A 25,146-nucleotide genomic window follows, 5' to 3' on the forward strand; every position below is an offset into this window, starting at 1 on the left:
ACCGTTCGCGGGGCGGCGGCGCGCAGGGTGGCAACCGTTCGCGGGGCGGCGGCGCGCAGGGTGGCAACCGTTCGCGGGGCGGCGGCGCGCAGGGTGGCAACCGTTCGCGGGGCGGCGGCGCGCAGGGTGGCAACCGTTCGCAGGGCGGCGGCGCGCAGGGTGGCAACCGTTCGCAGGGCGGCGGCCGCGGCAACCGCCGCGGCGGTGGCCAGGGTGGCCGCGGTGGCGGCCAGCCGGCCCCGGAAGGCGCCCTGGCCGACGCCCTCCGCCGGGCCGGCCTGGTCGACGACGACCGCTGAACCCGCCCGTCCGGCCGGTGTGCTGCGCCGTGCCCGCGTGGTCGACGGCCGCTGATACCGCCGCCATCACCCCCCGCGTCGGCGTTGGCTGGTGGGCGCTGTGGGCGGGTTAGGGTCGGAGGATGTCACCGCGTATTCTCGTCGGTCCACTGCTGCGGTACGTGGACGAAACGCGCGCGACCATCTGGGTCGAGACGGACCGGCCGGCTGTGGTCGAGGTACTCGGCGTACGCGAGCCGACATGGACCGTGCACGGCCATCACTATGCGCTCGTGGTCATCGACGGACTGTCGCCCGGTTCGGAGACACCGTACGAGGTGCACCTGGACGGCACCCGGGTGTGGCCGGAGCCGGACTCGCCGTTCCCGCCCAGCGTGGTGCGGGCGTTCCGGCACGACGAGACGTTCCGGCTGGCGTTCGGGTCCTGCCGGCGGGTCGCGCCGTTCGACCGGGCGGGGCTGCGCAAGTACGGCGCGGACGCGCTCGTCGCGCTCGCGTACCAGATGCGCACGGCGCCGCACGACACCTGGCCGGACGCGCTCTTCCTCGCCGGCGACCAGGTGTACGCGGACATGCCGTCCGCCCGGCTGCACCGGCGGCTGAAGGCCCTGCACGACGGCATCGACGACGGCCTCGGCACGGAGATCAGGGACTTCGAGGAGTACACCTGGCTCTACCACGAGAGCTGGAACACGCCAGCGGTGCGCTGGCTGCTGTCCACCGTGCCAAGCTGCATGCTCCTCGACGACCACGACCTGCGCGACGACTGGAACACCTCGGCGAAGTGGCGGGAGCACGTCACGGCGCAGCCGTGGTGGCGCGACCGGGTGGTCGGCGGGTTCGCGTCGTACTGGGTGTACCAGCACCTCGGCAACCTCTCGCCGGACCAGCTCGCCGAGGACGTCACGTACCAGAAGCTGCGCCAGATCGACGACGACGACGAACGCACCAGGCTGCTGGACGAGTTCGCCTGGCGGGCGGACACCGAGCCTGAGTCCACCCGTTGGAGCTTCTACCGCGACTTCGGCAACGACGTGCTCGGCATCCGGATGGTCGCCGTCGACTGTCGCTGCGCACGCAAGCTGAACGGGCACCGGGTGATGGTCGACGAGCCGGAGTGGCGGTGGCTGGTCGACCATGCGATGACGCCCACGGCCGGGCAGCGCATCGACCACCTGCTGATCGGCACCACACTGCCGTACCTGCTGCCGCCCGGCGTGCATCACGTGGAGGCGTGGAACGAGGCGGTCGCCGAGGGCGCCTGGGGGCACCGGCCCGGCCGGGCCGCCGAGCACGTCCGGCAGCTGGTCGACCTCGAGCACTGGGCGGCGTTCCAGGACTCGTTCGACCAGATGCACACGCTGTTGCAGGAGGTGGCCGAGCGCGACGACCCACCGGCGAGCACGCTGCTGCTGTCCGGCGACGTGCACTGCTCGTACCTGGCCGAGGCGAGCCTGCCGGGTGTGGACCAGCGACGGACGGTGGTCCACCAGCTGACCATGTCGCCGTTCCGCAACCCGCTCGAGCTGCCGGTCAAGCTCGCGCACCGGCTCGCGGGCACCCGGCTGATGCGCCGGCTGGGTCGGCGGCTGGCACGCGCCGCGAACGTGCCCGACTTCGGTATGCGGTGGGAGCTGCAGCAGGGCCCGTGGTTCGACAACGGCGTGATGACCGTCATGCTGGACGGCCGCGACGCCTGGGTTGAGATCGAGCACGCGGACGTGGTGCGCGGCCGGCAGCTGCTCAGGCACACCGGTACGTACCGCCTCACCCACGCCGCCTGACCTCAGGCGGCACGTCGGCCAGCCAGCTGTCGGTGTGCACGACGTGGAAGCGCCGATCGTTGCCGAGCATGCCGTCGGCGGGGTGCAGCTCGGCGCAGTAGGGCCGGTCACCGCGCCAGGCGGACGGTCCTGGCCGTTCGCGGCGACGTCGAAGAAGCGGTCCGCGGTGGCGCGGAACACCTTCGCGCTGCCGGTGAGGAACAGCGTCTCGGCGTGCAGGTGCTCGTGGAACAGGTCCTTGTTCTCCCGGTAGTGCCTCGCCGGGTCGAACGCGCTCGGCCGGGGCAGGTCGGTGTCCGGGATCTCGACGGTGTGCGGGCGGCCCCGGTCGAGCCGGCGGCGCAGTTGCTTCCACCCGGACGGCGCGAAACGCAGGCTGTGGTGCAGCAGCACCAGGTCGAGCCGGGGGAGCTCCGCGTCCTCGTGGTCGGGGTGGAGCTCGCCGCGCGGCGCCAGGTGGATCAGCGAACGCTGCGACCTGGCCGCCAGCAGCCACAGCACACCGACCTGCAGTGCCCAGTCGGTGTCGGCGTACAGGTGCACCCAGTGGTGGCCGTCGAGGAGGGCGGCCCTGCGCATCGGCTCGGCCGGGCGGAGCACTCGGAACTCGTCGGCGCCCAACCGCCCGCGATGCACGATGACCTCGACCCGCACCCCGGTAGTCTGCCGCAGCTCCGCCGCCGGGAGGGGAAACCGGGTGAGCGCCCGAATCGGGCGGTTCTACACTGGCCCGCATGCCCGCACTCACTCGTGATGACGTGGCGCGTCTTGCTCAGCTCGCGCGTATTGCGCTCACCGACGAAGAGCTCGATCACCTGGCGCCGCAGCTGGACGCCATCGTGTCGTCGGTGGCGAGGGTGAGCGAGGTCGCCGCGGACGACATTCCGCCGACGTCGCACGCCGTGCCGTTGACGAACGTGTTCCGCGCCGACGAACCACGCGACCAGCTGACCCCCGACGAGGCGCTCGACGCGGCTCCTGCCGTGGAGCAGGGCCGGTTCCGGGTGCCGCGCATCCTTGGGGAGGAAGCATGACCGACCTGACCAGGCGCACGGCCGCAGAGCTCGCCGAGGTGATCGCGTCCGGTGAGACCTCCGCGGAGGAGGTCACCCAGGCGCACCTCGACCGGATCGCCGCCGTGGACGAGAAGGTGCACGCCTTCCTGCACGTCGACGCCGACCGCGCACTCGCCGACGCCCGCGCCGTGGACGAGAAGCGCGCCGCCGGCACGCAGCTCGGCCCGCTCGCCGGCGTGCCGCTGGCGCTGAAAGACGTGCTCACCCAGCGGGGCGTGCCGACCACCTGCGGCTCGAAGGTCCTCGAGGGCTGGAAGCCCCCGTACGACTCGACCGTCGCCGTCCGGCTGCGCGCGGCGGACGTCGTGGTGCTCGGCAAGACCAACATGGACGAGTTCGCCATGGGGTCCTCGACGGAGAACTCCGCGTACGGCCCCACCCGCAACCCCTGGGACCTGGACCGGATCCCCGGCGGCTCGTCCGGCGGGTCGAGTGCGGCGATCGCGTCGCACCAGGCGCCGCTGGCCATCGGCACCGACACCGGCGGCTCGATCAGGCAGCCGGCGGCGGTGTGCGGCATCGTCGGCGCGAAGCCGACTTACGGCGGGGTTTCGCGGTACGGGCTGGTGGCGTTCTCGTCCAGCCTCGACCAGGCCGGGCCGTTCGCCCGCACGGTGCTCGACGCAGCGTTGCTGCACGAGGCGATCGCCGGCCACGACGCGCGCGACTCGACGTCGATCGACGCGCCGGTGCCCCAGGTGGCGGCCGCCGCGCGGCAGGCCGACGTCAAGGGGATGCGCATAGGCGTGGTGCGCGAGCTGTCCGGCGAGGGCTACGCCGACGGCGTGGAGCAGCGCTTCCGCGAGGGTGTGGACCTGCTCGCCGAGCTCGGCGCGGAGATCGTCGAGGTGTCGTGCCCGCACTTCAGCTACGCGCTCGACGCGTACTACCTGATTAACCCCAGCGAGGCGTCGAGCAACCTGGCCAGGTACGACGCCATGCGCTACGGGCTGCGGGTCGCCGACGACGGCACCCGCAGCGCCGAAGAGGTGATGGCGCTGACCCGCGAGGCCGGGTTCGGCGCCGAGGTGAAGCGCCGCATCATGATCGGCACCTACGCGCTCTCCTCCGGGTACTACGACGCGTACTACGGGCAGGCGCAGAAGGTTCGTACGCTGGTCACCCGCGACTTCGAGTCGGCGTTCGAACAGGTCGACGCGCTCGTCTCGCCGACCACGCCGACCACCGCGTTCCGGCTGGGGGAGCGGGTCGACGACCCGATGGCCATGTACCTCGCCGACCTCTGCACGGTGCCGTCGAACCTCGCCGGCACCCCGTCGATCAGCGTGCCGTGCGGCACGGCGCCTGCGGACGGGCTGCCTGTTGGCTTCCAGGTGATGGCGCCGACGCTCGCCGACGACCGGATGTACCGGGTGGGTGCCGCGTTCGAGGCGGCGCTGCGCGACCGGCTGGGACACCTGCTGCTCGAGGAGGCTTCGGTCCTGTGACTGCCACGTTGATGCCGTACGAGCAGGCGCTCGCGGCGTACGAGCCGACGCTCGGGCTGGAGACGCACATCGAGCTCGGCACCAGGACGAAGATGTTCTGCGGCTGCTCGACGGAGTTCGGCGGCGAGCCGAACACCCAGGTGTGCCCGGTCTGCCTCGGCCTGCCAGGCTCGCTGCCGGTGGTGAACGAGGCGGCGATCCGTTACACGGTGATGATCGGCCTGGCGCTGAACTGCCGGATCGCGGGCTGGTGCCGGTTCGCCAGGAAGAACTACTTCTACCCGGACATGCCGAAGAACTACCAGATCTCGCAGTACGACGAGCCGCTCTGCGTCGACGGCTACCTCGACGTGGAGATCGACGGCCGCACGCTGCGGGTGGAGATCGAGCGGGTGCACCTGGAGGAGGACACCGGCAAGTCGATGCACGTCGGCACGTCCGGCCGCATCCACGGCGCGGACTACTCGCTCGTCGACTACAACCGTGCCGGTATCCCGCTGGTGGAGATCGTCACCCGGCCGATCGAGGGCACGGGCGCGGACGCACCCGCGGTGGCGCGCGCGTACGCGACGGAGCTGCGGGCGGTCTGCCGGTCGCTGGGTGTCTCCGACGTTCGGATGGAGGAGGGCTCGCTGCGCTGCGACGTGAACGTGTCGCTCGCGCCGCGCGGCGCCACCGAGTGGGGCAAGCGCACCGAGACGAAGAACGTGAACTCGCTGCGCACCGTCGAGCGTGCCGTGCGGCACGAGATCGAGCGGCAGGCCGCGGTGCTCGACGCCGGCGGCACCGTGAGGCAGGAGACCAGGCACTTCCAGGAGGACACCGCGTCCACGGTCGCCGGACGCAGCAAGGAGCAGGCGGAGGACTACAGGTACTTCCCCGAGCCGGACCTGGCGCCGGTGGCGCCGGACGCCGACTGGGTCGAGCTGATCCGCGCCGAGCTGCCCGAGCTGCCGGCGGCGAAGCGGCGGCGGATCGCCGCGGAGTGGTCGCTGTCCGAGCTGGAGCTACGCGACCTGGTGAACGCGGACGCCGTCGACCTGGTCGAGCGCACGGTGGCCGCGGGCGCCTCGCCGAACGACGCGCGCAAGTGGTGGATGAACGAGCTGTCGCGCCGGGCGACCGAGCAGGGCACCGACCTCGCCGAGCTGCCGGTCACACCGGAGCAGGTGGCGCGGATCAGCGCCCTGGTCGCCGAGGGCCGGCTCACCGACAAGCTCGCCCGCGAGGTGTTCGACGGCGTGCTTGCCGGCGAGGGCGACCCGGACGCGGTGGTCGCCGCCCGCAGCCTGGCGGTCGTCACCGACGAGAGCGCATTGGTAGCCGCCGCCGACGAGGCGATCGCGGGCAACCCAGACGTCGCGCAGAAGGTCCGCGACGGCAAGGTCGCCGCCGTAGGCCCCCTGGTCGGCCAGGTAATGAAGGCAATGCGCGGCCAAGCCGACGCCAAGCGCATCCGCGAGCTCCTCCTGGAGCGCCTGGGCGCCAACTGATCCCCCCGCCCGCCGAATCACCGCAGCGGCACACGGACCCCGAGCGCGTCCGCGACGCCAGCTGATCACCGCTGCGGGTCGGGTGGGAGCTCGGTGGGTTGCGGTCGCCGGGTGTGCTGCGGGTTGTTCGTGATGCGCCTTGGTGTCGGCTGGTTGCTGTGGTGGTCGGGTCAGCGTGGCGGGACACGGTCGCGGAGTGTTTCCGCGGCGCCGGCTGGTCATCGCTGGGGGTGGCGGGTCAGCGCAGGGGGATGCGGGTGATGCGGTCGCGAGGCCTCTTCCGCGGGCTGCTCCTCGAGCGCCTCGGCGCCGGTTGATCACCGCGGGGGTGGCGGGTCAGCGCAGGGGGATGCGGATGATCCGGTCGCTGCGGTTCAGTAGGTCGCCTCTGCCGTCCTTGTTCGACGTGGTGACCCACAGGGAGCCGTCCGGGGCTGGGGTTACGGTGCGGAGGCGGCCCCAGCGGTCGTCGTACAGGGGGCGGGGCTTGCCGACCGAGCCGTCGGCCGTCACCGGCATTCGGTAGAGGTTCTTGCCCTGCAGGGTGGCTAGCCAGAGCGAGCCGCCGGCGTACGCGAGGCCGGACGGCGACGCTTCGCCGGTCGCCCAGGTCTGCAGCGGGGACTCGAACTCGTCGCGGCGCGGTCCGAGGGTGCCCTCGACGTCCGGCCAGCCGTAGTTGCGGCCGGGCCGCAGCAGGTTGAGCTCGTCCAGCTGGACGTTGCCGAACTCCGCCTGGTAGAGCCGGTCACCAGGTCCCCAAGCCAGGCCCTGCGGGTTGCGGTGGCCGACGGTGTAGACGACCGAGTCGCCGTCGGGATTGCCCGGTGCCGGCTCGCCGGCCGGGGTCATCCGGAGGATCTTGCCGCCGAGGTAGTCGGTGTCCTGCGCGCGGTCCTGCTGCGTGGCGTCGCCGGTGGCGACGTACAGCATCTTGTCCGGGCCGAACGCGATCCGGCCGCCGTCGTGGATGGTGGCCTTCGGGATGCCGGTGAACACCGGTTGCTGGTCGCGCACCCGGCCGCCGCCGTAGCGGAAGCTGATCACGCGGTTGTCCGCGTCCGCGGTGAGGTACGCGTAGACGAGCCGGTCCTCGCGGACCTCGGGCGACAGCGCCAGCCCCATCAGGCCGCCCTCGGACGTGTCGTCGCTGACGCCGTCGATGTCGCCGACCGGCTCGCTGTCGCCGTCCGCCGTGACCCGCACGATGCGGTGCCGGTCGCGTTCGCTGACCAGCGCCGACCCGTCCGGCAGGAACGCGATGCCCCACGGCACCTCGAGCCCGGTGACCAGCACCTCGGGCGAACCGGTGACCGCCTGGCCGCTGCCGCCCGGAGTGGACGTGGTGGCGGGCGGCGAGGGCGTTCCGCGCGACCCGCCGCCCCCGTCGTCGGGCGTGCAAGCGGCGAGCATGGTCAGTGCGACCACCGTCGCGGCGAGTACGGACCCGCGGGACCCCATCCGTCGACCCTACGTGCCCAGGTGTCTCGGCGAGATGACGATCGGCTGAAGACTCTTCCGCGGGTGCGGCCCGGCGGCGCGGGCACTTGCGTAGACTCCTGCGACGGCAGCACGCGACGAGCGACGAGGAAGCGACGTGCACGGTGACCGCAAGGCCGATCTGGTCCTCGAAGGTGGCGGCGTCAAGGGAGTCGCGCTCGCCGGCGCGGTCAGCCGGCTCGCCGGGGAGGGTTACGGCTTCCCCCGCATCGCCGGCACGTCCGCAGGGGCGATCCTCGGTGCGGTGACCGCGGCACTCCAGCTGGCCGGCGAGTCCCTTACCTACGTGCGCGACGTGGCCCTGTCGCTGGACTACCGCAGGTTCGCCGACCGCGGCCCGCTCGGCTCGGCCGCCGGGCCGCTGCAGCCGGTCGTCGACCTGGGCTCGCTGCTGGTCGACCACGGCATCTACCGCGGCGACGCGCTCCACGAGTTCATCACCAGCCAGCTCGCCCAGCTGGGCGTGCGCACCTGGGCCGATCTTCGGCTGTCGGAAGACGAGGGCACCTCGCTCGAAGAGGACCACAGGTACGCGCTGGTGATCACGGTCAGCGACGTGGCGCGGCGTAAGCTGGTCATGCTGCCGTGGGACTACCGCGACTACGGCCTCGACCCGGACAGCCAACCCGTCGCCGACGCCGTCCGGATGTCCGCCAGCCTGCCGTTCTTCTACGAGCCGGTGTCGCTGAAGAGCAGCTACGGCGAGTCGGTGATGGTCGACGGGGGACTGCTGTCGAACTACCCGATCAAGGCCTTCGACCGCACCGACGAGAAGCCGCCGCGCTGGCCGACGTTCGGCGTGAAGCTGTCGCGCCGGCCGCCGATGGTGCCCCGCACCCGAGAGGTCGGCGGCCTGCTGTCGTACCTGGTGGCGATCGCCGACACCGTGCACGGCGCCAACGACGCGATGAACATCGAGGACCCGGCGGTACGGGCCCGTACGATCTTCGTGGACGTCGGTGCCGTGAAGGCTACCGACTTCGACCTCGACGAGGAGACCAGGATCAGCATGCTGGACGCGGCGGACCAGGCCACGCGAGAGTTCCTCGAGAAGTGGGACTTCGCGGAGTACGTGCGGAGGTATCGAGGAGTGTCGGCATGAGGGTGGTCACCCCGTTCGACGACCTGGAGCTGCCGGGCAACGTGGAGGCGGTGCTCTACACCGGCCCGCCGAGCGAGCCCAGCGGGCACGAGGACGCCGAGTTCTACGTAGCGCCCTACATGAAGAGCCCGGCGGAGACGCTCAGCTTCCTCGACCAGATGCCGAAGCTGCAGACCGTGCAACTGCTCACCGCCGGGTACGAGGGGGTCATCGACCACCTCCCCGACGGCGTGACGCTGTGCAACGCACGCGGCGTGCACGATGCGAGCACCGCCGAGCTCGCCGTCACCCTCACGCTGGCGTCGCTGCGCGGCATCCCGGAGTTCGTACGGGCGCAGCAGGACGGCCAGTGGGCGTTCCAGCTGCGCCCGGCGCTCGCCGACAAGACGGTGCTCATCCTCGGGTACGGGTCGATCGGCCAGGCGGTCGAGCGGCGGCTGGCCGGCTTCGAGGTCGACGTGGTGCGGGTCGCGCGGTCCGCGCGCGAAGGCGTGCACCCGATGACCGAGCTGCCCGACCTGCTGCCGACCGCCGACGTGATCGTCGTGCTCGTGCCGCTGACCGAGGAGAGCAACGGCATGATCGACGCAGGCTTCCTCGCCAGGATGAAGGACGGCGCGGTGCTGGTGAACGTCGCGCGCGGGAAGGTCGTGCAGACCGACGCCCTGCTCGCCGAGCTGGAGACGGGGCGGATCCTCGCCGCGCTCGACGTCACCGACCCGGAGCCGCTGCCCTCGCACCACCCGCTCTGGCAGGCGCCCGGCTGCCTGATCAGCCCGCACGTCGGCGGGCCCACGTCGGCGTTCTTCCCGCGGGCCAAGCGGCTGGTGACGGAGCAGGTCCGCAGGTTCGTCGCAGGCGAGCCGCTCGAGCACGTGGTGCGTCCCGGCCGGTAGGCGGACGTCGTCTCAGCTGGTGGACGAGCGCGTCCACCAGCTTGACACTTTCGGTCGATTCGGACAGGCTACGTACCGTGAGTAAGAGGCAGCGGATTCTCGTACTCGGGCAGCGCGCAAGCTGACCGAGCAAACTGCTTGCGCGCGACCCCTCGACGGCTTCGGCCCGAGGGGTTTTTTGATGGCCAACTATCGGTCTCGGGAGACTGGTGAGACAGCAATGGTGAGCGAGGCAAAGGCGCATGAGTGAGCAGCTGACAGGAGCGCAGGCACTCGTCCGGGCCCTGGAGCACGAAGGTGTAAACGTCGTGTTCGGCATTCCCGGTGGGGCCATCCTGCCCGCGTACGACCCGTTGCTCGACTCGAAGCAGATCCGGCACGTACTCGTCAGGCACGAGCAGGGGGCCGGGCACGCGGCCGAGGGCTACGCGCAGGCGACCGGTCGCGTCGGTGTCTGCATGGCCACCAGCGGGCCGGGCGCGACCAACCTGGTCACGGCGCTCGCCGACGCGCACATGGACTCGGTGCCGATGGTCGCGGTGACCGGGCAGGTCGGCACCCCGCTGATCGGCACCGACGGCTTCCAGGAAGCCGACATCCGCGGCATCACCATGCCGATCACCAAGCACAGCTACCTGGTGACCCGCCCGGAGGACATCCCGCAGGCGATCGCGGAGGCGTTCCACATCGCAGGCACGGGGCGTCCGGGTCCGGTGCTGGTGGACATCGCGAAGGACGCGATGCAGAAGACCGCGTCGTTCGAGTGGCCGGTTCGCACGTACCTGCCCGGCTACCGCCCGGTCACGAAACCGAACGCGAAGCGGGTGCGGGAAGCCGCCCGGCTGCTCGCCAGGTCACGCCACCCGGTGCTGTACGTCGGTGGCGGCGTGATCAAGGCGGGCGCGACCGAGGAGCTGAAGGAGCTCGCCGAGCTGACCGGCGTGCCCGTCGTCACCACTCTCATGGCGCGTGGCGCGTTCCCCGACAGCCACAAGCAGCACGTCGGGATGCCCGGCATGCACGGCTCGGTGGCCGCCGTCGGCGCTCTCCAGCGCGCGGACCTGCTGGTCGCGCTCGGCACCAGGTTCGACGACCGGGTCACGGGCGAGCTGTCCACCTTCGCGCCGGACGCCAGGGTGGTGCACGTGGACATCGATCCCGCGGAGATCTCCAAGAACCGTACGGCGGACGTGCCGATCGTCGGCGACTGCAAGGAGACGCTGCGGGTGCTCGTCGACGCCGTGCGGACCGAGCAGGAGAGCGGGCACAAGACCGACCTGACCGAGTGGTGGCGGCAGCTGGACGGCTGGCGCACCCAGTACCCGCTGGGCTACGACGTGCCAGAGGACGGGTCGATCGCCCCGCAGCAGGTGATCGAGCGGATCGGCAAGCTCGTCGGCTCGGACGCGATCTACGTCGCCGGCGTCGGTCAGCACCAGATGTGGGCCGCGCAGTTCATCGGCTACGAGAAGCCGGCCACCTGGCTCAACTCCGGTGGTCTCGGCACCATGGGGTACGCGGTGCCCGCGGCGATGGGCGCGAAGGTCGGCCGGCCGGACACGGCCGTGTGGGCGATCGACGGCGACGGCTGCTTCCAGATGACCAACCAGGAGCTGGCGACCTGTGCGCTGGAGGGCATCCCCGTCAAGATCGCGATCATCAACAACTCCAGCCTCGGCATGGTGCGGCAGTGGCAGACGCTCTTCTACGAGGGCCGCTACTCCAACACCGACCTGCACTCCACCCGTATCCCGGACTTCGCGAAGCTCGCCGAGGCGATGGGCTGCGTCGGGCTGCGGTGCGAGGACAAGGCGCAGATCGACGCGACCATCGAGAAGGCGATGAGCATCAACGATGCCCCCGTCGTCATCGACTTCGTCGTGCACAAGGACGCCATGGTGTGGCCGATGGTCGCCGCCGGTACGAGCAACGACGCGATCAAAGTGGCGCGCGACATGGCCCCCGACTGGGACAAGGACGACCTCTGATGACCACCCACACGCTGTCCGTCCTCGTCGAGGACAAGCCGGGCGTGCTCGCCCGCATCTCCGGGATGTTCTCCCGCCGTAGTTTCAACATCGAGTCGCTGGCGGTCGGCACGACCGAGCACGCCGGCGTGTCCCGTATCACGCTCGTGGTCGGGGTAGAGGCACAGTCGCTCGAACAGGTCACGAAGCAGCTCAACAAGCTCGTGAACGTGATCAAGATCGTCGAGCTCGAACCGGAGACCAGCGTCCAGCGCAAACTCATGCTGGTGAAGGTGGCCGCGGACATCCGCAACCGCGGTCAGGTGCTCGAGACGGTGCAGTTGTTCCGTGCGCGTACGGTGGACGTGTCACCCGAGTCGGTGACGATCGAGGCCACTGGCGCACCTGACAAACTGGCCGCGATGCTGCGCGTGCTCGAACCGTTCGGCATCAAGGAGCTCGTCCAGTCCGGCGTGGTAGCGCTCGGCCGCGGGGAGCGTTCCATCACCGACCGCACGCTCCGTTCGCTCGAGCGGAGTGCCTGAAGCAGTTAGGAAGGGAAGGATCCGCTGTGGCGGAGATCTACTACGACGACGACGCCGACCTCTCGGTGATCCAGGGCAAGAACGTGGCCGTACTCGGCTACGGCAGCCAGGGGCACGCGCACGCGCTCTCGCTGCGCGACTCCGGTGTCGACGTACGCATCGGCCTGCCGGAGAGCTCGAAGAGCAGGGCGAAGGCGGAGGCCGAGGGCCTGCGGGTCGTCACGCCGTTCGAGGCCTGTGAGGAGGCCGACGTCGTCATGGTGCTCGCACCCGACACCGTGCAGCGGCACCTGTTCAAGGAGGCCATCGAGCCGAACCTGGTCGACGGCGACGCGCTGTTCTTCAGCCACGGCTTCAACATCCGGTACGACCTGATCCAGCCGCCGGCGAACATCGACGTCTGCATGGTCGCGCCGAAGGGCCCGGGGCACCTGGTGCGCAGGCAGTACTCCGAGGGCAAGGGCGTGCCGGTGCTCGTCGCGGTCGAGCAGGACGCGAGCGGCAGCGCATGGGATGTCACGAAGGCCTACGCGAAAGCGGTAGGCGGCACCCGGGCCGGCGCGATCAAGACCACGTTCACCGAGGAGACCGAGACCGACCTGTTCGGTGAGCAGGCCGTGCTCTGCGGCGGCATCTCGCACCTGTCCCAGGCCGCGTTCGAGACGCTGGTGAACGCCGGCTACCAGCCGGAGATCGCGTACTTCGAGGTGCTGCACGAGATCAAGCTGATCGTGGACCTGATGTACGAGGGCGGCATCGCCCGGATGCGGTACTCGGTGAGCGACACGGCCGAGTTCGGCGACTACAGCCGCGGGCCGCGGGTCATCGACGAGCACGTGAAGCAGTCGATGCAGAAGATCCTCGACGAGATCAAGGACGGCACCTTCGCCCGTGAGTGGATCGCCGAGGACGACGCCGGCCGGCCGAAGTTCCTCGGTGCCCGCAAGGAGCAGGCCGCGCACCAGATCGAGAAGACCGGCGACGAGCTGCGCGCGATGATGCCCTGGGTGGACCGGCCGATTACCGAGACGGCCTAGTCTGACCTGCGGGGTTTGACGTGGGCGAAAGCGGGTGCTAGAGGGCCCGCTTTCGCCACGCAAGGGGCCTTGAGTAAACTCTGTGTTACGCGGGCACAGAGCCGTGTCCGAGCTTGCGAGGACACCGGTACCAAAAAGCCGCGAAAGGTCTCTTTTACGTGAGCCGCTCCGTTGTACTCGTCGCCGACGAGCTCTCTCCCGCTGGAATCGCCGTACTCTCCGAGGATTTCGAGGTTCGCCAGGTCGACGGAACCGATAGGTCCGCCCTGCTGCCCGCACTCGCCGAAGCCGACGCGCTGATCGTGCGAAGTGCCACGAAGGTCGACGCGGAGGCCCTGGCCGCCGCGCCGAAACTACAGGTCGTCGCCCGTGCGGGCGTCGGGCTGGACAACGTCGACGTCAGTGCCGCCACCAAGCGCGGCGTGATGGTCGTGAACGCCCCGCAGTCGAACATCGTCAGCGCCGCCGAGCACGCCATCGCGCTGTTGCTGGCCGCCGCGCGGAACGTCCCGCAGGCGGATGCCGCCCTCAAGGCGGGGGAGTGGAAACGCTCCAAGTACACCGGTGTCGAGCTGCACGGCAAGGTCGTCGGTGTGCTCGGCCTCGGCCGCATCGGCATCCTGGTCGCGCAGCGGTTGAGCGCGTTCGGCGTGAAGCTGATCGCCTACGACCCGTACGTGCAGCCGGCCCGTGCTGCGCAGATCGGGGTGCGGCTGGTCAGCCTGGAGGACCTGCTCAAGGACAGCAACTTCATCTCCATCCACCTGCCGAAGAGCCCGGAGACCAAGGGCCTCATCGGTGAGCGCGAGCTGGAGCTGGTGAAGCCCGAGGTGCGTATCGTCAACGCCGCGCGCGGCGGGATCATCGACGAGAACGCGCTCGCGCTCGCGCTGAAGGACGGCAAGGTCGCAGGCGCCGGCGTGGACGTGTTCCCGAGCGAGCCGTGCACCGACAGCCCGCTGTTCTCGCTCCACAACGTCGTGGTCACCCCGCACCTCGGCGCCAGCACGCACGAGGCGCAGGAGAAGGCCGGCGTCGCCGTGGCGAAGTCGGTGCGGCTGGCGCTGGCCGGCGAGCTGGTGCCGGACGCCGTCAACGTGCAGGGCGGCGCGATCGCCGAGGACGTCCGTCCCGCACTGCCGCTGGTGGAGAAGCTCGGCCGGGTCTGGACCGCGCTCGCCGGTGGCATGGCCAGCAGCCTCGAGGTCGAGGTGCGCGGCGAGATCGCCTCCGACGACGTGCAGGTGCTGCAGCTCGCGGCGCTCAAGGGCGTGTTCACCGACGTGGTCGAGGACACCGTGAGCTACGTGAACGCACCGCTGTACGCGCAGGAGCGCAGCGTCGAGGTCAGCCTCGTCACCACCGAGACCAGCCCGGACTTCCGCAACGTGGTGACCATCAGGGGTGCCATGCCGGACGGGTCGACGCACTCGGTGTCCGGCACGCTGTCCGGCTTCAAGCACATCGAGAAGCTGGTCGAGGTGGACGGGTACGACGTCGACATCGTGCTCACCGACCACATGGCGTTCTTCAAGTACCACGACCGTCCGGGCGTGGTCGGCACGGTGGGCCGGCTGCTCGGCGAGGCCGACGTGAACATCGCCGGCATGCAGGTCGGCCGGGACGAGGAGGCCACCCACGCGCTCGTGGTGCTCACCGTCGACTCGCCGATCCCCGCCGGCCTGGTGGAGGCGATCACCAAGGCGGTAGGCGCCGAGAGCGGCCGGAAGGTCGACCTCACCGAGGCGTGACCGGCGACCGTCGACCTCCGCAGCCGTTTGGTTGACCATTCGACGACCCGCAGCGCCCGCCTGTCGCAGGCCGCCAGGCAGCTGTCGACAGCTGCGCGGCCGGTCGGCAGGATGGGCGGCTGACGGAAACCGCTAATGGGGGCGGATACGGAGGTCGACGGTGCTGAGCTTCCTCGATCGGGAACGGACAGTCGCTGGACCTGAGTACACCCGCTGGTTGTTCCCTCCCGCGGCGCTCGCGGTGCACCTCTCCATCGGCCAGGTTTATGCGACGAGCGTGTACAAGACGGCGCTAGTCACACATTTCGGGACGTCGCAGACGGCCATCGGGGTCATCTTCTCGATCGCCATCGTGATGCTCGGCCTGTCCGCGGCGGTGCTCGGCACCTGGGTGGACAAGAACGGCCCGCGCAAGGCGATGTTCACCGCCGGGTGCTGCTGGGGCGCGGGCTTCCTCATCGGCGGCCTCGGCATCGCCACCAAGCAGCTGTGGCTGGTGTACCTCGGCTACGGGTTCATCGGCGGCATCGGGCTCGGCATCGGCTACATCTCGCCGGTGTCGACACTCATCAAGTGGTTCCCCGACCGTCCGGGGCTGGCGACCGGTCTGGCGATCATGGGGTTCGGTGGCGGTGCGATGGTGGCGAGCCCGCTGTCCGGGCAGCTGATGGCGTTCTTCGACGGCAACTACGACCCCGCGGACCCGAGCTCGGTGGCCACCGGCGGGGCGGTCGCGGCGATGTTCGTCACGCTCGGCATCGTCTACTTCGCGCTGATGATGTTCGGCGCGTTCCTCGCCCGGGTCCCCGCCGAGGGATGGCGACCGGCCGGCTTCGAGCCTGCGAAGGTGGCCAGGAAGTCGCTCGTGACGACGGCGAACGTCTCGGCGCGCAACGCGGTGAAGACGCCCGCGTTCTGGTGCATCTGGGTGGTGTTGTTCTGCAACGTGACCGCGGGCATCGGCCTGCTCGAGCAGGCGGCACCGATGATCCAGGACTTCTTCAGGGAGAACGGCACGTCGGCCGTCGCGGCCGGTGCGGCCGGCGGGTTCGTCGGGATGCTCTCGATGGCGAACATGGCCGGCCGGTTCATCTGGTCGTCGACGTCCGACATCATCGGCCGCAAGCCGATGTACATGACCTACCTGGGCGTCGGGATCCTGCTCTACCTGGGCGTCGCGCTGCTCGGCAGCACGTCGGTGATCCTGTTCGTCATCTTCGCCATGGGCATGCTGTCGTTCTACGGTGGCGGCTTCGCGACGGTGCCGGCGTACCTGCGCGACCTGTTCGGCACGTACCAGGTCGGCGCGATCCACGGCCGGCTGCTCACCGCGTGGTCCGCCGCAGGCGTGGCCGGGCCGGTGATCGTCAACGCGTTCCTCGACGCCCAGGGTGAACCGGGCACGCTCACCGCGAGCGCGTACCGGCCGGCGCTGTTCACCATGATCGGCATCCTGGTCGTCGGGTTCGTCGCGAACCTGCTCGTGCGGCCGGTCGCGCAGCGGTTCCACGAGCCCGAGGACGTCCGGGTGTCCAGCACGGAGGAGGCGGCATGAAGGCGAAACTGACGATCTCCTGGCTGCTGGTCGGCATCCCGCTCGCCTACGGCGTCTACCAGACCCTGCTCAAGGCGGCCAACCTCTTCACCGGTTAGCGGCTCAGCCGAAGCGGTGGGTGAGCTCGCGCGCCACGGCGGCGTCGCGGACGGAGCCGATGACCGCGTCGGCGGCGGCCTGCACCTCGGGGGCGGCCTCGGCCATGGCCAGGCCCTGGTGTGCCCACCGCAGCATGTCGATGTCGTTGTGGCCGTCGCCGATCGCCGTAGTCCGGTGCGGCGGCACGTCGAGCCAGGACCGCACGTGCTCCAGGCCGGCGGCTTTCGTGACGCCGTCCGGGGTGAGGTCGAGCCACGCGGTCGTGCCGACGGCGTACGTCACGCCGTGCAGGCCGACCCGCGCGAGCACCTCGTGCAGGGACGCCGCGGACCAGCCCGGCCGGCAGACCACGACCCGCGGTGCCGGCCCGTCCAGCAGCTCGTCCAGCGGCTGTACCCGCTGGATGCCGGTGAGCTCGCCCGGCGGGAACGGGGCGCTCACCCGGTAGCCGACGCCGAACTCCTCGACGGCGACGAGCGCGGCCGGCATGTACTGCAGCAGCGTCCGCACGGCGGGGCCGGGCTCGAACGTGGTCATCAGCACCGGCTCGCCAGTGCCGAGATGCACGACGGCCGCGCCGTTGCTGCAGACGGCGTAGCCGTCGAACAGGCCGAGCCGGTCGGCGACCAGCTTGGTGGAGACGACGCAGCGCCCGGTGGCCAGCACCACGTGCATCCGGGCCGCGAGCTTGCTGACCGCCGCACGGACGTCGGGTGCGAGGTGTTCGCCGTCGAGCAGGGTGCCGTCGACGTCCAGCGCGATCAGGTGCCCGTCGCGGCCCGCGGGCGCGACGAGGCCGGCGGTTGGACGGGGTGTGGTGTCTTCGGTGAGTTGCCGAGACGGAAGGTTCACACCCACCACGCTAGACCGCCGGCCGTCCGGCTGACGGACCGACACGGTCGCCGGTGACCGTGGCGCGGCTCACCGTAGCCGCAGGTCGGCGGGGCAACGCGGGTGCTCGGCGAGATAGTCGGTCGTCCAAGTAACTTGGCTCACATGTTGAGATACCTGGCCGGGAGCCGGGACGTCGACCGACGGCGCCCGTAATGTGAAAGTGTCATGCAGCGCCAGGTACTCATCCTTACTTGCCGCGGCGGGATCTGAGACACAACTCCAGGCCAGCACCCGTCGCGGCGTGTTGCGTTGGCCGACAGTCTCGTCCGTCCGAGGAGTATCTGGTGGATTCACTCGCACTCCGCGCCGTCTACTCTGACGAGTTCGTCGTGACCGGTCAGCGCCGTCGAGACGCGGCCAGCCTCCGGAAGGCCGCCGTCACCGACGAAGGTGCGGCCGACGACGACGCAAGGCGCGCCGTCCAGCTCGCGATGGACCGGCGCGACAACGGCGGCAGGAGCTGAGCCGCACGCCGCCCACCGGTCACCACGGTGCCGGTCCGGCGCGAGGGGAGCCGGACCCGGCGCCGCGCACCCCGTCGCCTTTCACCTGCTGAGACCGCCGGGCGCAGGCACCCGCCGGCCCGGTAATGTCGGGCAACATGCCGCGAACCATCAAGCTTGCACTCGTACCCGGCGACGGCATCGGCGCCGAGGTTGTCCCCGAGGCCCAACGGGTCATCGAGGCGGTCCTGCCCGCGGACGTCAAGCTGGACGTCGTCGAGTACGACCTCGGCGCGGGCCGCTACCTGGCATCAGGTGAGACGCTGCCGGACAGTGTGCTCGACGAGCTCCGCCGGACCGACGCGATCCTGCTCGGCGCCGTGGGCGACCCACGGGTACCGCCCGGCGTGCTCGAGCGCGGCCTGCTGCTGACGCTGCGCTTCGAGTTCGAGCACTACGTGAACCTGCGGCCGGTGCGGCTGTACCCCGGCGTGCCGTGCCCGCTGGTCGGTGCGGAGCCGGACGACATCGACATGATCGTCGTGCGGGAGGGCACCGAGGGCCCGTACGTCGGCGGTGGCGGTGTGCTGCGCAAGGGCACGCCGCAGGAGGTGGCGACGCAGGACAGCTACAACACGGCGTTCGGCGTCGAGCGCGTCGTGCGGTACGCGTTCAAGCGGGCGCAGGCCAGGCCGCGCAAGCACCTCACCCTCGTGCACAAGACGAACGTGCTTAGCTACGCAGGCGACCTGTGGAAGCGCACCGTCGACCGGCTGGCGACCGAGTTCTCCGACGTGACCGTCGAGTACCAGCACGTCGACGCCGCTTCGATGTTCTTCGTCTCCGACCCCGAGCGGTTCGACGTGGTCGTCACCGACAACCTGTTCGGCGACATCCTCACCGACCTCGGCGCGGCCATCGCCGGCGGCATCGGGCTCGCGGCGAGCGGCAACGTCAACCCAGAAGGCACCTACCCGAGCATGTTCGAGCCGGTGCACGGCTCGGCGCCCGACATCGCCGGGCAGGGCAAGGCCGACCCGACCGCGACGATCCTCTCCGGCGCCCTGCTGCTGGACCATCTGGGATATCCTGACCTGGCGCAGCGGATCGAGTGGGCCGTGGGGCGGGACATCGCCGAACGCGGCAGCGAGTGGCAGGCCAGATCCACCCAAGAAGTGGGGATGGACATCGCAGAGCTGGCCGCTGCGAACTAACTCCGCTGGCGAGCGACGCACCTCCTCGAGGTGCGCTTCCGGGCGGAGTTAGTAGGGCGTCCTAACAACATCGAGGCGTCCGCTGCTAACGTTCCAGGAAGCTCTGCGTCGAGGAGTTGCGATGAGTACGACAGCGCACGGTCCGATAAACATCGAGTTGAAGCCCACCAGCCGACCGATGCCGGCGGCCGAGCGCGAGGCGGTACTCCAGTCGCCCGGCTTCGGGCAGAACTTCACCGACCACATGGTGGTCGTCGAGTGGGAGGCCGAGCGCGGCTGGCACGACGGTGAGCTGCGCCCGTACGGCCCGTTCCAGCTCGACCCGGCGAACGCCGTGTTGCACTACGCCCAGTCGATCTTCGAGGGCTACAAGGCCTACCGGCAGCCGGACGGCTCGATCTGCACCTTCCGGCCGGATGCCAACGGGCGGCGGATGCAGCGCTCGTCGCACCGGATGGCGCTGCCCGAGCTCCCGGTGGAGACGTTCGTGGCCGCCGGCGACGCGCTGGTCTCGACCGACCGCGACTGGGTGCCCACCGACGAGGGCAAGAGCCTGTACGTGCGGCCGTTCATGTTCGCCAACGAGACCTTCCTCGGGGTGCGGCCGTCGCGGCACGTCACGTTCTGCGTGGTGGCGTCGCCGGCGGGCTCGTACTTCGCCGGCGGCGTGAAGCCGGTGTCGATCTGGGTGTCGGAGGAGTACACCAGGGCCGCGCCAGGCGGCACCGGGGCGGCGAAGTGCGCCGGCAACTACGCGGCCAGCCTGATCGCCCAGCAGGAGGCGATCGACAACGGCTGCGAGCAGGTCGTCTTCCTGGACGCGGTCGAGCAGAAGTGGGTGGACGAGCTCGGCGGCATGAACATCTTCTTCGTGCTCGCCGACGGCAGCCTGGTGACCCCGCCGACCACGGGCACGATCCTGGAGGGCATCACCCGCGACTCGGTGATCGAGCTGGCCCGCGCCGACGGGCGCGAGGTCACCGAGCGCCCGGTCTCCATCGACGAGTGGCGCGACGGCGTCGCGTCTGGTGCGGTGGCCGAGGTGTTCGCCTGCGGCACCGCGGCCGTGCTGACACCCATCGGCCGGCTCGGCTGGCGTGGCGGTGAGGTGGACTGCGCGCCGGACGGCGAGGGCCCGGTGACCAGTCACCTGCGCCAGACGCTGATCGGCATCCAGACCGGTGCGGGGCCCGACACACACGGCTGGCTGCACAAGGTCTGCTGACCGAACGGTGGCACAGCCGTCCGAACTCTGAGACGAAGGTTTCGGGCGGCGGGCGGCTGTGCCATCATGTGCTCGTGCTCTCTCTCGGCATTATTAGCCCATAGCGCGTTGTGACCCCACGGTCCGACGCGCAGACCTCCCGCGATCCGCGGGGGGTCTTTTTGTTGGGTCCACCTACGACACACTTCTGGACGGAGTCCTCGACCGATGTCTCTCGACGACAGCTTCCACGTGTACGACACCACGCTGCGCGACGGTGCTCAGCAGCAGGGTCTCAACCTGACCGTGGCGGACAAGCTGGTGATTGCGGCGCACCTGGACGAGCTGGGTGTCGGCTTCATCGAGGGCGGCTGGCCGGGCGCGATCCCCAAGGACACCGAGTTCTTCCGGCGGGCGGCGGCCGAGCTGGAGCTGAAGAACGCGAAGCTGGTCGCGTTCGGCTCCACCCGGAAGGCGGGCGCGAAGGCGGCCGAGGACGGGCAGGTGCTCGCGCTGCGCGACGCCGGCACCGACGTGGTGTGCCTGGTGGCGAAGTCGGACTCCAGGCACGTCGAGCGTGCCCTGCGCACCACGCGCGAGGAGAACCTGGCGATGGTCGGCGACACCATCGAGTACCTGGTGGGCGAGGGCCGTCGGGTGTTCCTCGACTGCGAGCACTTCTTCGACGGCTACCGCTACGACCCGGAGTACGCGCTGAGCGTGGTCGAGACGGCCGCGCGTGCGGGCGCGGACGTGGTCGTGCTCTGCGACACCAACGGCGGCATGCTCCCGCACGAGGTGACCGAGGTCGTCGCGTCGGTCGCCGCGGCGACCGACGCCCGGCTGGGCATCCACGCGCACAACGACACCGGCTGCGCCGTCGCCAACACGCTGGCCGCGGTCGCCGCGGGTGCCACGCACGTGCAGGGCACCGCCAACGGCACCGGCGAGCGCTGCGGCAACGCGAACCTGTTCACCGTCATCGGCAACCTGGAGCTGAAGCTCGGCATGTCCGTGCTGCCGGCGGACAAGGTCGCCGACCTCTACCACGTGGCGCACGCGATCGCCGAGGTCACCAACGTGGCGCCGCAGGCGAGCCAGCCGTACGTCGGGCACGGCGCGTTCGCGCACAAGGCCGGTCTGCACGCCAGTGCCATCAAGGTCGACCCGATGCTGTACCAGCACGCCGATCCCGCGGCCGTCGGCAACGACATGCGGATGCTGGTCTCCGACATGGCCGGCCGGGCGAGCGTGGAGCTGAAGGGCCGTGAGCTCGGTTACGACCTGTCCACGGACAACGAGACGCTCGCGACCGTCACCGAGACCGTGAAGACGCGCGAGGCGGCAGGCTACACCTACGACGCCGCGGACGCGTCGTTCGAGCTGATCCTGAAGGACGCCCTCGACGGCGAGCGCCGGCGGGCGTTCACCGTCGACTCGTGGCGGGTGATCGTCGACCACCTCGCCGAGGGCAGGTCGACCAGCGAGGCCACCGTACGGCTGACGGCGCACGGCGAGCGGCACGTCGTCACGGCAGAGGCGATCGGCCCGTTCGACGCGCTCAACCAGGCGCTGCGGCAGGCACTCGTACGGATCTTCCCCGAGCTCGCCGAGGTCGAGCTGCTCGACTACAAGGTGCGCATCCTGGAGGGCGCGCACGGCACCGGCGCGATCACCCGGGTGCTCATGCAGACCGGTGACGGTCAGGACGAGTGGGGCACCGTCGGGGTCGGCGACAACGTGCTCGCCGCGTCGTGGCAGGCGCTGGAGGACGCCCTGTCGTACTACCTGGTACGACGCGGCCACGCCCATGCTGACTCGCTCGCGGTGCCGGCGGCCGTATAGCCTCGGGCTGTGCGTATCGCGAGGTTTGCCAAAGGCGATGACTTGGCGTTCGGTGTGGTCGACACCGACCAGGGCGCCGAGTTCATCACGGAGATCAACGGTCACCCGTTCCAGCCGAACTACGAGCTGACGGGGAACCGGCAACCGGTAGCCGAGACGAGGCTGGTCGCCCCCGTACTCCCGACGAAGATCGTCGCGATCGGGCGGAACTATGCCGAGCACGCGGTGGAGCTGGGCAACGAGGTGCCGGACGAGCCGATCGTGTTCCTCAAGCCGTCCACCTCGGTGATCGGCCCGGGCGAGCCGATCGCGTACCCGAAGGTCTCCACCGACGTGCACTACGAGGCCGAGCTCGCGGTGGTCATCGGCCGGGTCTGCCGGCAGGTGCCGAAGGAGCGGGTGCGCGACGTCGTGTTCGGCTACACGTGCGCGAACGACGTCACCGCACGCGACCTGCAGCGCCGCGAGCCGCAGTGGGGCAGGGCGAAGGGGTTCGACTCGTTCTGCCCCATCGGCCCGTGGATCGAGACCGACGTGGACCCAGGCGACCTGGCGATCACCTGCACGGTGGGCGACGAGCTCAAGCAGTCCGGCCGCACGTCGCAGATGATCTACGACGTCGCCGGGCTGGTGGAGTACATCACCGAGGCGATGACGCTGCTGCCGGGCGACGTCATCCTCACCGGCACGCCCGCCGGGGTCGGCCCGCTGCAGATCGGTGACCGGGTGTCGGTCACCCTCGAAGGCATCGGCACGCTGACCAACCCCGTCGTCGCCCGCGACTGACCGGTCAGTCGCGCCCGGCGAGTGGCCGGACCCGGCGCAGCACCTCGTCGGCGCCGAGCACCTGACAGATCGCGTGCATGTCCGGGCTGCGGGTGGCGCCGGTCAGCGCGACGCGGATCAGCTGTGCCGCCTCGCGCAGTGCGCCAGGGTAGGCGTCCGGGTCCTTCTTGTACGTCTTCGCGTTCGGCGCGAAGCCGTGCTTGGCGGCCACTTCGCGGATCTGGTCGAACCAGCTCGGCTGGTCGTCGAGGTGCTGGTAGCCGTCGACGAAGTCGGCCGCGAAGGCGCTGGCCACGTCGGCGGGCACGCCGAGCTCCGTCAGCCGCTCGTCGGCGGTACCGGTGACCGGGGTGAACAGTGAAGGGAAGAAGAACCCGTACGCGGCGCGGAAGTCGGCCCACTTCCGCAGGTCCTTGCGCGGGTTCTCGACGCCTTCGCGCTCGACGGCCAGCGCGCGCAGCGCGAGGTCGGGCTCGGCCCCGAGGACCTCGGCCAGCTCACCGTCGAACTCCGCCGCCCAGGTGCGTACGGCGTCGAGGATCGCCTCGCCGCCGAGCGTGGCGATGTGGTTCGCGCTGATGTCGTCGAGCTTCACCAGGTCGACCAGCGGCCCGGCGACGCCGCAGTCGGCGATGGCGATCGGCGTGCGCAGCGCCTCGTCGAGGGGGAGCTCCGCGAGCCGGCCGTTGATCAGCCCGCGCAGGTAGTACAGCACGGCGTCGACGGGGTAGCCGGACTCCAGGTAGAAGTCGACGCTCGCCTCGGGGTCCTTGCGCTTGGACAGCTTCCGCTTGCCGCCGGTGATCTGCTTCATCAACGGCGCGATGTGCGCGTACTGGATCGGCTCGAAGCCGAGCGCGTCGAACAGCTGCAGGTGCAGCGGCACCGAGGAGATCCACTCGTCGCCGCGTACGACCAGCGTGATCCGCATCAGGTGGTCGTCGACCGCGTGCGCGAAGTGGTACGTGGGCAGCCGCGGCGACTGGTCCGACGACTTCAGGATCACCGCGTCGTTGCGGTTCGCCTCGTGCTCCAGGTACCCCCTGATCGCGTCGGTGAAGCCGGACCGGGCGCCCGGGTCGTCGGGGGTGCGGAAGCGCACCACGCGCGGCTCGTCTGCGGCGAGCTTCGCGGTGACCGTCTCCGGGTCCGCGTCGCGCCAGATCGCCCACGAGCCGTAGTAGCCGGTCGGCACCTTGGCCGCCTGCTGGCGGGCGGTGTTCTCGGCCAGCTCCTCCTTCGTCGCGAAGCACGGGTAGGCCCGGCCCTGCCGCATCAGCTCGCGGACGTAGCTCAGGTAGATCCGTTCCCGCGCCGACTGGTGGTACGGACCGTACGCGCCGCGGTCGTCGTCCTCGTCGGAAACGATGCCGAAGTGCGTGAAGGCGCGGTCGAACTGGCCGAGGGCGCCGGCGACCTCCCTGGACCGGTCGGTGTCCTCGACCCGTACGACGTAGCGTCCGCCGGAGTGCTCGGCGAGGTCCTTGTCGATGGTCGCCGCGTAGATCCCGCCGATGTGCACGAAGCCGGTCGGGGAGGGGGCGAACCTGGTCACGTACGCGCCGTCGGGCAGGTCGCGTGCGGGGAACTGCCGCTCCCAGTGCTCGGGGTCTGGCAGGTCCGCGGGGAACAGGGAGTCGACAACGGCGCGGTCCAACATGGAGGTGTAGGTCTCACTTTCGGCGGTCGAGGAGCGCCAACGACGCTCAGGCTAGCCCGTCGGTGCAGCGACGACGCACCGCGACCCCGAGGTGCTGACCACCTTCGCGGCCGCGAGAGGCGTCGGCTAGACTGCTCCGGCAGAGCGGTTCGCTGCTCTCCTTGGGGTATGGGGTAATTGGCAGCCCGGCTGATTCTGGTTCAGCTAGTCTAGGTTCGAGTCCTGGTACCCCAGCGGAATCGAGCAGTATCGTTCGTTCCACTCAAGGCCCCGTTGTGTAGCGGCCTAGCACGCCGCCCTCTCAAGGCGGTAGCGCGGGTTCGAATCCCGTCGGGGCTACGGGCTGGCGGCCCCTGCTCGGTGAGCGTCTGCTCACCTTCGCGGGGGCCGCTATTTTTTTACGGGGGCCGAGCCCCCGTAGGCCCCCACGTTCCCTGGTCGGGCTGGAACCGAGCCCCCGTAGGCCCCCACGTTCCCTGGTCGGGCTGGAACCGAGCCCCCGTAGGCCCCCACGTTCCCTGGTCGGGCTGGAACCGAGCCCCCGTAGG

At 70.3% G+C, this 25,146-nt stretch carries 19 protein-coding genes, 2 tRNA genes and 1 pseudogene; 18 read left to right on the forward strand and 4 right to left on the reverse strand.

Annotation, left to right across the window (positions count from 1 at the left end; all coding sequences use genetic code 11):
* Positions 1–421 precede the first annotated feature (421 nt).
* Positions 422–2,083, forward strand: coding sequence for an alkaline phosphatase family protein (locus GEV07_24980; GenBank protein MQA05829.1), 1,662 nt, complete (start codon positions 422–424; stop codon positions 2,081–2,083).
* Here GEV07_24980 and GEV07_24985 read toward each other — a convergent pair.
* Positions 2,067–2,737: pseudogene (locus tag GEV07_24985) on the reverse strand (hypothetical protein). The gene GEV07_24980 and the pseudogene GEV07_24985 sit on opposite strands and share 17 nt — an antisense overlap.
* Before the next feature lie 80 nt (positions 2,738–2,817).
* On the opposite strand from GEV07_24985, the gene gatC reads away from it, so the two are divergent.
* From gatC to gatB, 3 genes are read left to right on the forward strand one after another with little or no spacing between them, the layout of a single operon-like run.
* Complete coding sequence (gene gatC, locus GEV07_24990; protein ID MQA05830.1) at positions 2,818–3,117, forward strand: Asp-tRNA(Asn)/Glu-tRNA(Gln) amidotransferase subunit GatC; 300 nt, start codon at positions 2,818–2,820, stop codon at positions 3,115–3,117.
* Complete coding sequence (gatA, locus tag GEV07_24995) at positions 3,114–4,607, forward strand: Asp-tRNA(Asn)/Glu-tRNA(Gln) amidotransferase subunit GatA (GenBank protein ID MQA05831.1); 1,494 nt, start codon at positions 3,114–3,116, stop codon at positions 4,605–4,607. Before gatC ends, gatA begins: the two co-directional genes overlap by 4 nt.
* Positions 4,608–4,618: 11 nt before the next feature.
* Positions 4,619–6,100 (forward strand): Asp-tRNA(Asn)/Glu-tRNA(Gln) amidotransferase subunit GatB, encoded by a 1,482-nt coding sequence (gatB, locus tag GEV07_25000; protein MQA05832.1) that lies wholly within the window; start codon positions 4,619–4,621, stop codon positions 6,098–6,100.
* 336 nt (positions 6,101–6,436) lie between these two features.
* Here gatB and GEV07_25005 read toward each other — a convergent pair whose 3' ends face one another.
* Complete coding sequence (locus tag GEV07_25005; protein ID MQA05833.1) at positions 6,437–7,561, reverse strand: PQQ-dependent sugar dehydrogenase; 1,125 nt, start codon at positions 7,559–7,561, stop codon at positions 6,437–6,439.
* A 136-nt stretch (positions 7,562–7,697) separates the two neighbouring features.
* Between GEV07_25005 and GEV07_25010 the strand changes: the two genes are divergently transcribed.
* The 7 genes from GEV07_25010 (at position 7,698) to GEV07_25040 (ending at position 16,453) form a co-directional block, all read left to right on the forward strand.
* The gene (locus GEV07_25010; GenBank protein ID MQA05834.1) at positions 7,698–8,702 is read left to right on the forward strand and encodes a hypothetical protein; all 1,005 of its coding nucleotides are present in this window, start codon (positions 7,698–7,700) and stop codon (positions 8,700–8,702) included.
* Positions 8,699–9,598: a dihydrofolate reductase gene (locus GEV07_25015; protein MQA05835.1), complete on the forward strand. Its 900-nt coding sequence runs from the start codon at positions 8,699–8,701 to the stop codon at positions 9,596–9,598. Before GEV07_25010 ends, GEV07_25015 begins: the two co-directional genes overlap by 4 nt.
* Before the next feature lie 242 nt (positions 9,599–9,840).
* Positions 9,841–11,586, forward strand: a complete 1,746-nt coding sequence (locus GEV07_25020) for an acetolactate synthase large subunit (GenBank protein MQA05836.1) — start codon at positions 9,841–9,843, stop codon at positions 11,584–11,586.
* Positions 11,586–12,110, forward strand: a complete 525-nt coding sequence (gene ilvN, locus GEV07_25025) for an acetolactate synthase small subunit (GenBank protein MQA05837.1) — start codon at positions 11,586–11,588, stop codon at positions 12,108–12,110. The genes GEV07_25020 and ilvN overlap by 1 nt, the downstream gene beginning before the upstream one ends.
* 35 nt (positions 12,111–12,145) lie before the next feature.
* The gene (gene ilvC, locus GEV07_25030; protein MQA05838.1) at positions 12,146–13,147 is read left to right on the forward strand and encodes a ketol-acid reductoisomerase; all 1,002 of its coding nucleotides are present in this window, start codon (positions 12,146–12,148) and stop codon (positions 13,145–13,147) included.
* A gap of 158 nt (positions 13,148–13,305) precedes the next feature.
* Positions 13,306–14,898 (forward strand): phosphoglycerate dehydrogenase, encoded by a 1,593-nt coding sequence (locus tag GEV07_25035; protein ID MQA05839.1) that lies wholly within the window; start codon positions 13,306–13,308, stop codon positions 14,896–14,898.
* A gap of 160 nt (positions 14,899–15,058) precedes the next feature.
* Positions 15,059–16,453, forward strand: a complete 1,395-nt coding sequence (locus tag GEV07_25040; protein MQA05840.1) for an MFS transporter — start codon at positions 15,059–15,061, stop codon at positions 16,451–16,453.
* A gap of 102 nt (positions 16,454–16,555) precedes the next feature.
* Here GEV07_25040 and GEV07_25045 read toward each other — a convergent pair whose 3' ends face one another.
* Positions 16,556–17,404, reverse strand: a complete 849-nt coding sequence (locus GEV07_25045) for an HAD hydrolase family protein (protein MQA05841.1) — start codon at positions 17,402–17,404, stop codon at positions 16,556–16,558.
* Positions 17,405–17,730: 326 nt separating this feature from the next.
* Between GEV07_25045 and GEV07_25050 the strand changes: the two genes are divergently transcribed.
* From GEV07_25050 to GEV07_25070, 5 genes are all read left to right on the forward strand, one after another.
* A complete protein-coding gene (locus GEV07_25050) occupies positions 17,731–17,910 on the forward strand; it encodes a hypothetical protein (GenBank protein ID MQA05842.1) in 180 nt (59 codons plus the stop codon).
* A gap of 125 nt (positions 17,911–18,035) precedes the next feature.
* Complete coding sequence (locus GEV07_25055) at positions 18,036–19,103, forward strand: 3-isopropylmalate dehydrogenase (protein ID MQA05843.1); 1,068 nt, start codon at positions 18,036–18,038, stop codon at positions 19,101–19,103.
* Positions 19,104–19,224: 121 nt separating this feature from the next.
* Positions 19,225–20,328, forward strand: coding sequence for a branched-chain amino acid aminotransferase (locus GEV07_25060; protein MQA05844.1), 1,104 nt, complete (start codon positions 19,225–19,227; stop codon positions 20,326–20,328).
* 207 nt (positions 20,329–20,535) lie between these two features.
* The gene (locus GEV07_25065) at positions 20,536–22,152 is read left to right on the forward strand and encodes a citramalate synthase (GenBank protein MQA05845.1); all 1,617 of its coding nucleotides are present in this window, start codon (positions 20,536–20,538) and stop codon (positions 22,150–22,152) included.
* A gap of 9 nt (positions 22,153–22,161) precedes the next feature.
* Positions 22,162–22,938, forward strand: coding sequence for a DUF2437 domain-containing protein (locus GEV07_25070; GenBank protein ID MQA05846.1), 777 nt, complete (start codon positions 22,162–22,164; stop codon positions 22,936–22,938).
* Positions 22,939–22,942: 4 nt separating this feature from the next.
* Here GEV07_25070 and GEV07_25075 read toward each other — a convergent pair whose 3' ends face one another.
* On the reverse strand, positions 22,943–24,598 hold the full coding sequence (locus GEV07_25075) for a glutamate--tRNA ligase (GenBank protein ID MQA05847.1): 1,656 nt from the start codon (positions 24,596–24,598) through the stop codon (positions 22,943–22,945).
* A gap of 162 nt (positions 24,599–24,760) precedes the next feature.
* Here GEV07_25075 and GEV07_25080 point away from each other — a divergent pair.
* Positions 24,761–24,832, forward strand: a tRNA-Gln gene (locus GEV07_25080).
* Positions 24,833–24,864: 32 nt separating this feature from the next.
* A tRNA-Glu gene (locus GEV07_25085) sits at positions 24,865–24,937 on the forward strand.
* Positions 24,938–25,146 lie beyond the last annotated feature (209 nt).

It is taken from the genome of Streptosporangiales bacterium, from assembly GCA_009379825.1.
Classification (GTDB): Bacteria; Actinomycetota; Actinomycetes; order Streptosporangiales; family WHST01; genus WHST01.

Coding starts and splice junctions, on each gene's coding strand:
- GEV07_25055 (MQA05843.1), top strand. CDS start 18,036: ATGTCGGGCAACATGCCGCGAACCATCAAGCTTGCACTCGTACCCGGC.
- gatC (MQA05830.1), top strand. CDS start 2,818: ATGCCCGCACTCACTCGTGATGACGTGGCGCGTCTTGCTCAGCTCGCG.
- GEV07_25075 (MQA05847.1), bottom strand. CDS start 24,598: ATGTTGGACCGCGCCGTTGTCGACTCCCTGTTCCCCGCGGACCTGCCA.
- ilvN (MQA05837.1), top strand. CDS start 11,586: ATGACCACCCACACGCTGTCCGTCCTCGTCGAGGACAAGCCGGGCGTG.
- GEV07_25015 (MQA05835.1), top strand. CDS start 8,699: ATGAGGGTGGTCACCCCGTTCGACGACCTGGAGCTGCCGGGCAACGTG.
- GEV07_25060 (MQA05844.1), top strand. CDS start 19,225: ATGAGTACGACAGCGCACGGTCCGATAAACATCGAGTTGAAGCCCACC.
- GEV07_25020 (MQA05836.1), top strand. CDS start 9,841: ATGAGTGAGCAGCTGACAGGAGCGCAGGCACTCGTCCGGGCCCTGGAG.
- GEV07_25005 (MQA05833.1), bottom strand. CDS start 7,561: ATGGGGTCCCGCGGGTCCGTACTCGCCGCGACGGTGGTCGCACTGACC.
- gatA (MQA05831.1), top strand. CDS start 3,114: ATGACCGACCTGACCAGGCGCACGGCCGCAGAGCTCGCCGAGGTGATC.
- GEV07_25065 (MQA05845.1), top strand. CDS start 20,536: ATGTCTCTCGACGACAGCTTCCACGTGTACGACACCACGCTGCGCGAC.
- gatB (MQA05832.1), top strand. CDS start 4,619: ATGCCGTACGAGCAGGCGCTCGCGGCGTACGAGCCGACGCTCGGGCTG.
- GEV07_24980 (MQA05829.1), top strand. CDS start 422: ATGTCACCGCGTATTCTCGTCGGTCCACTGCTGCGGTACGTGGACGAA.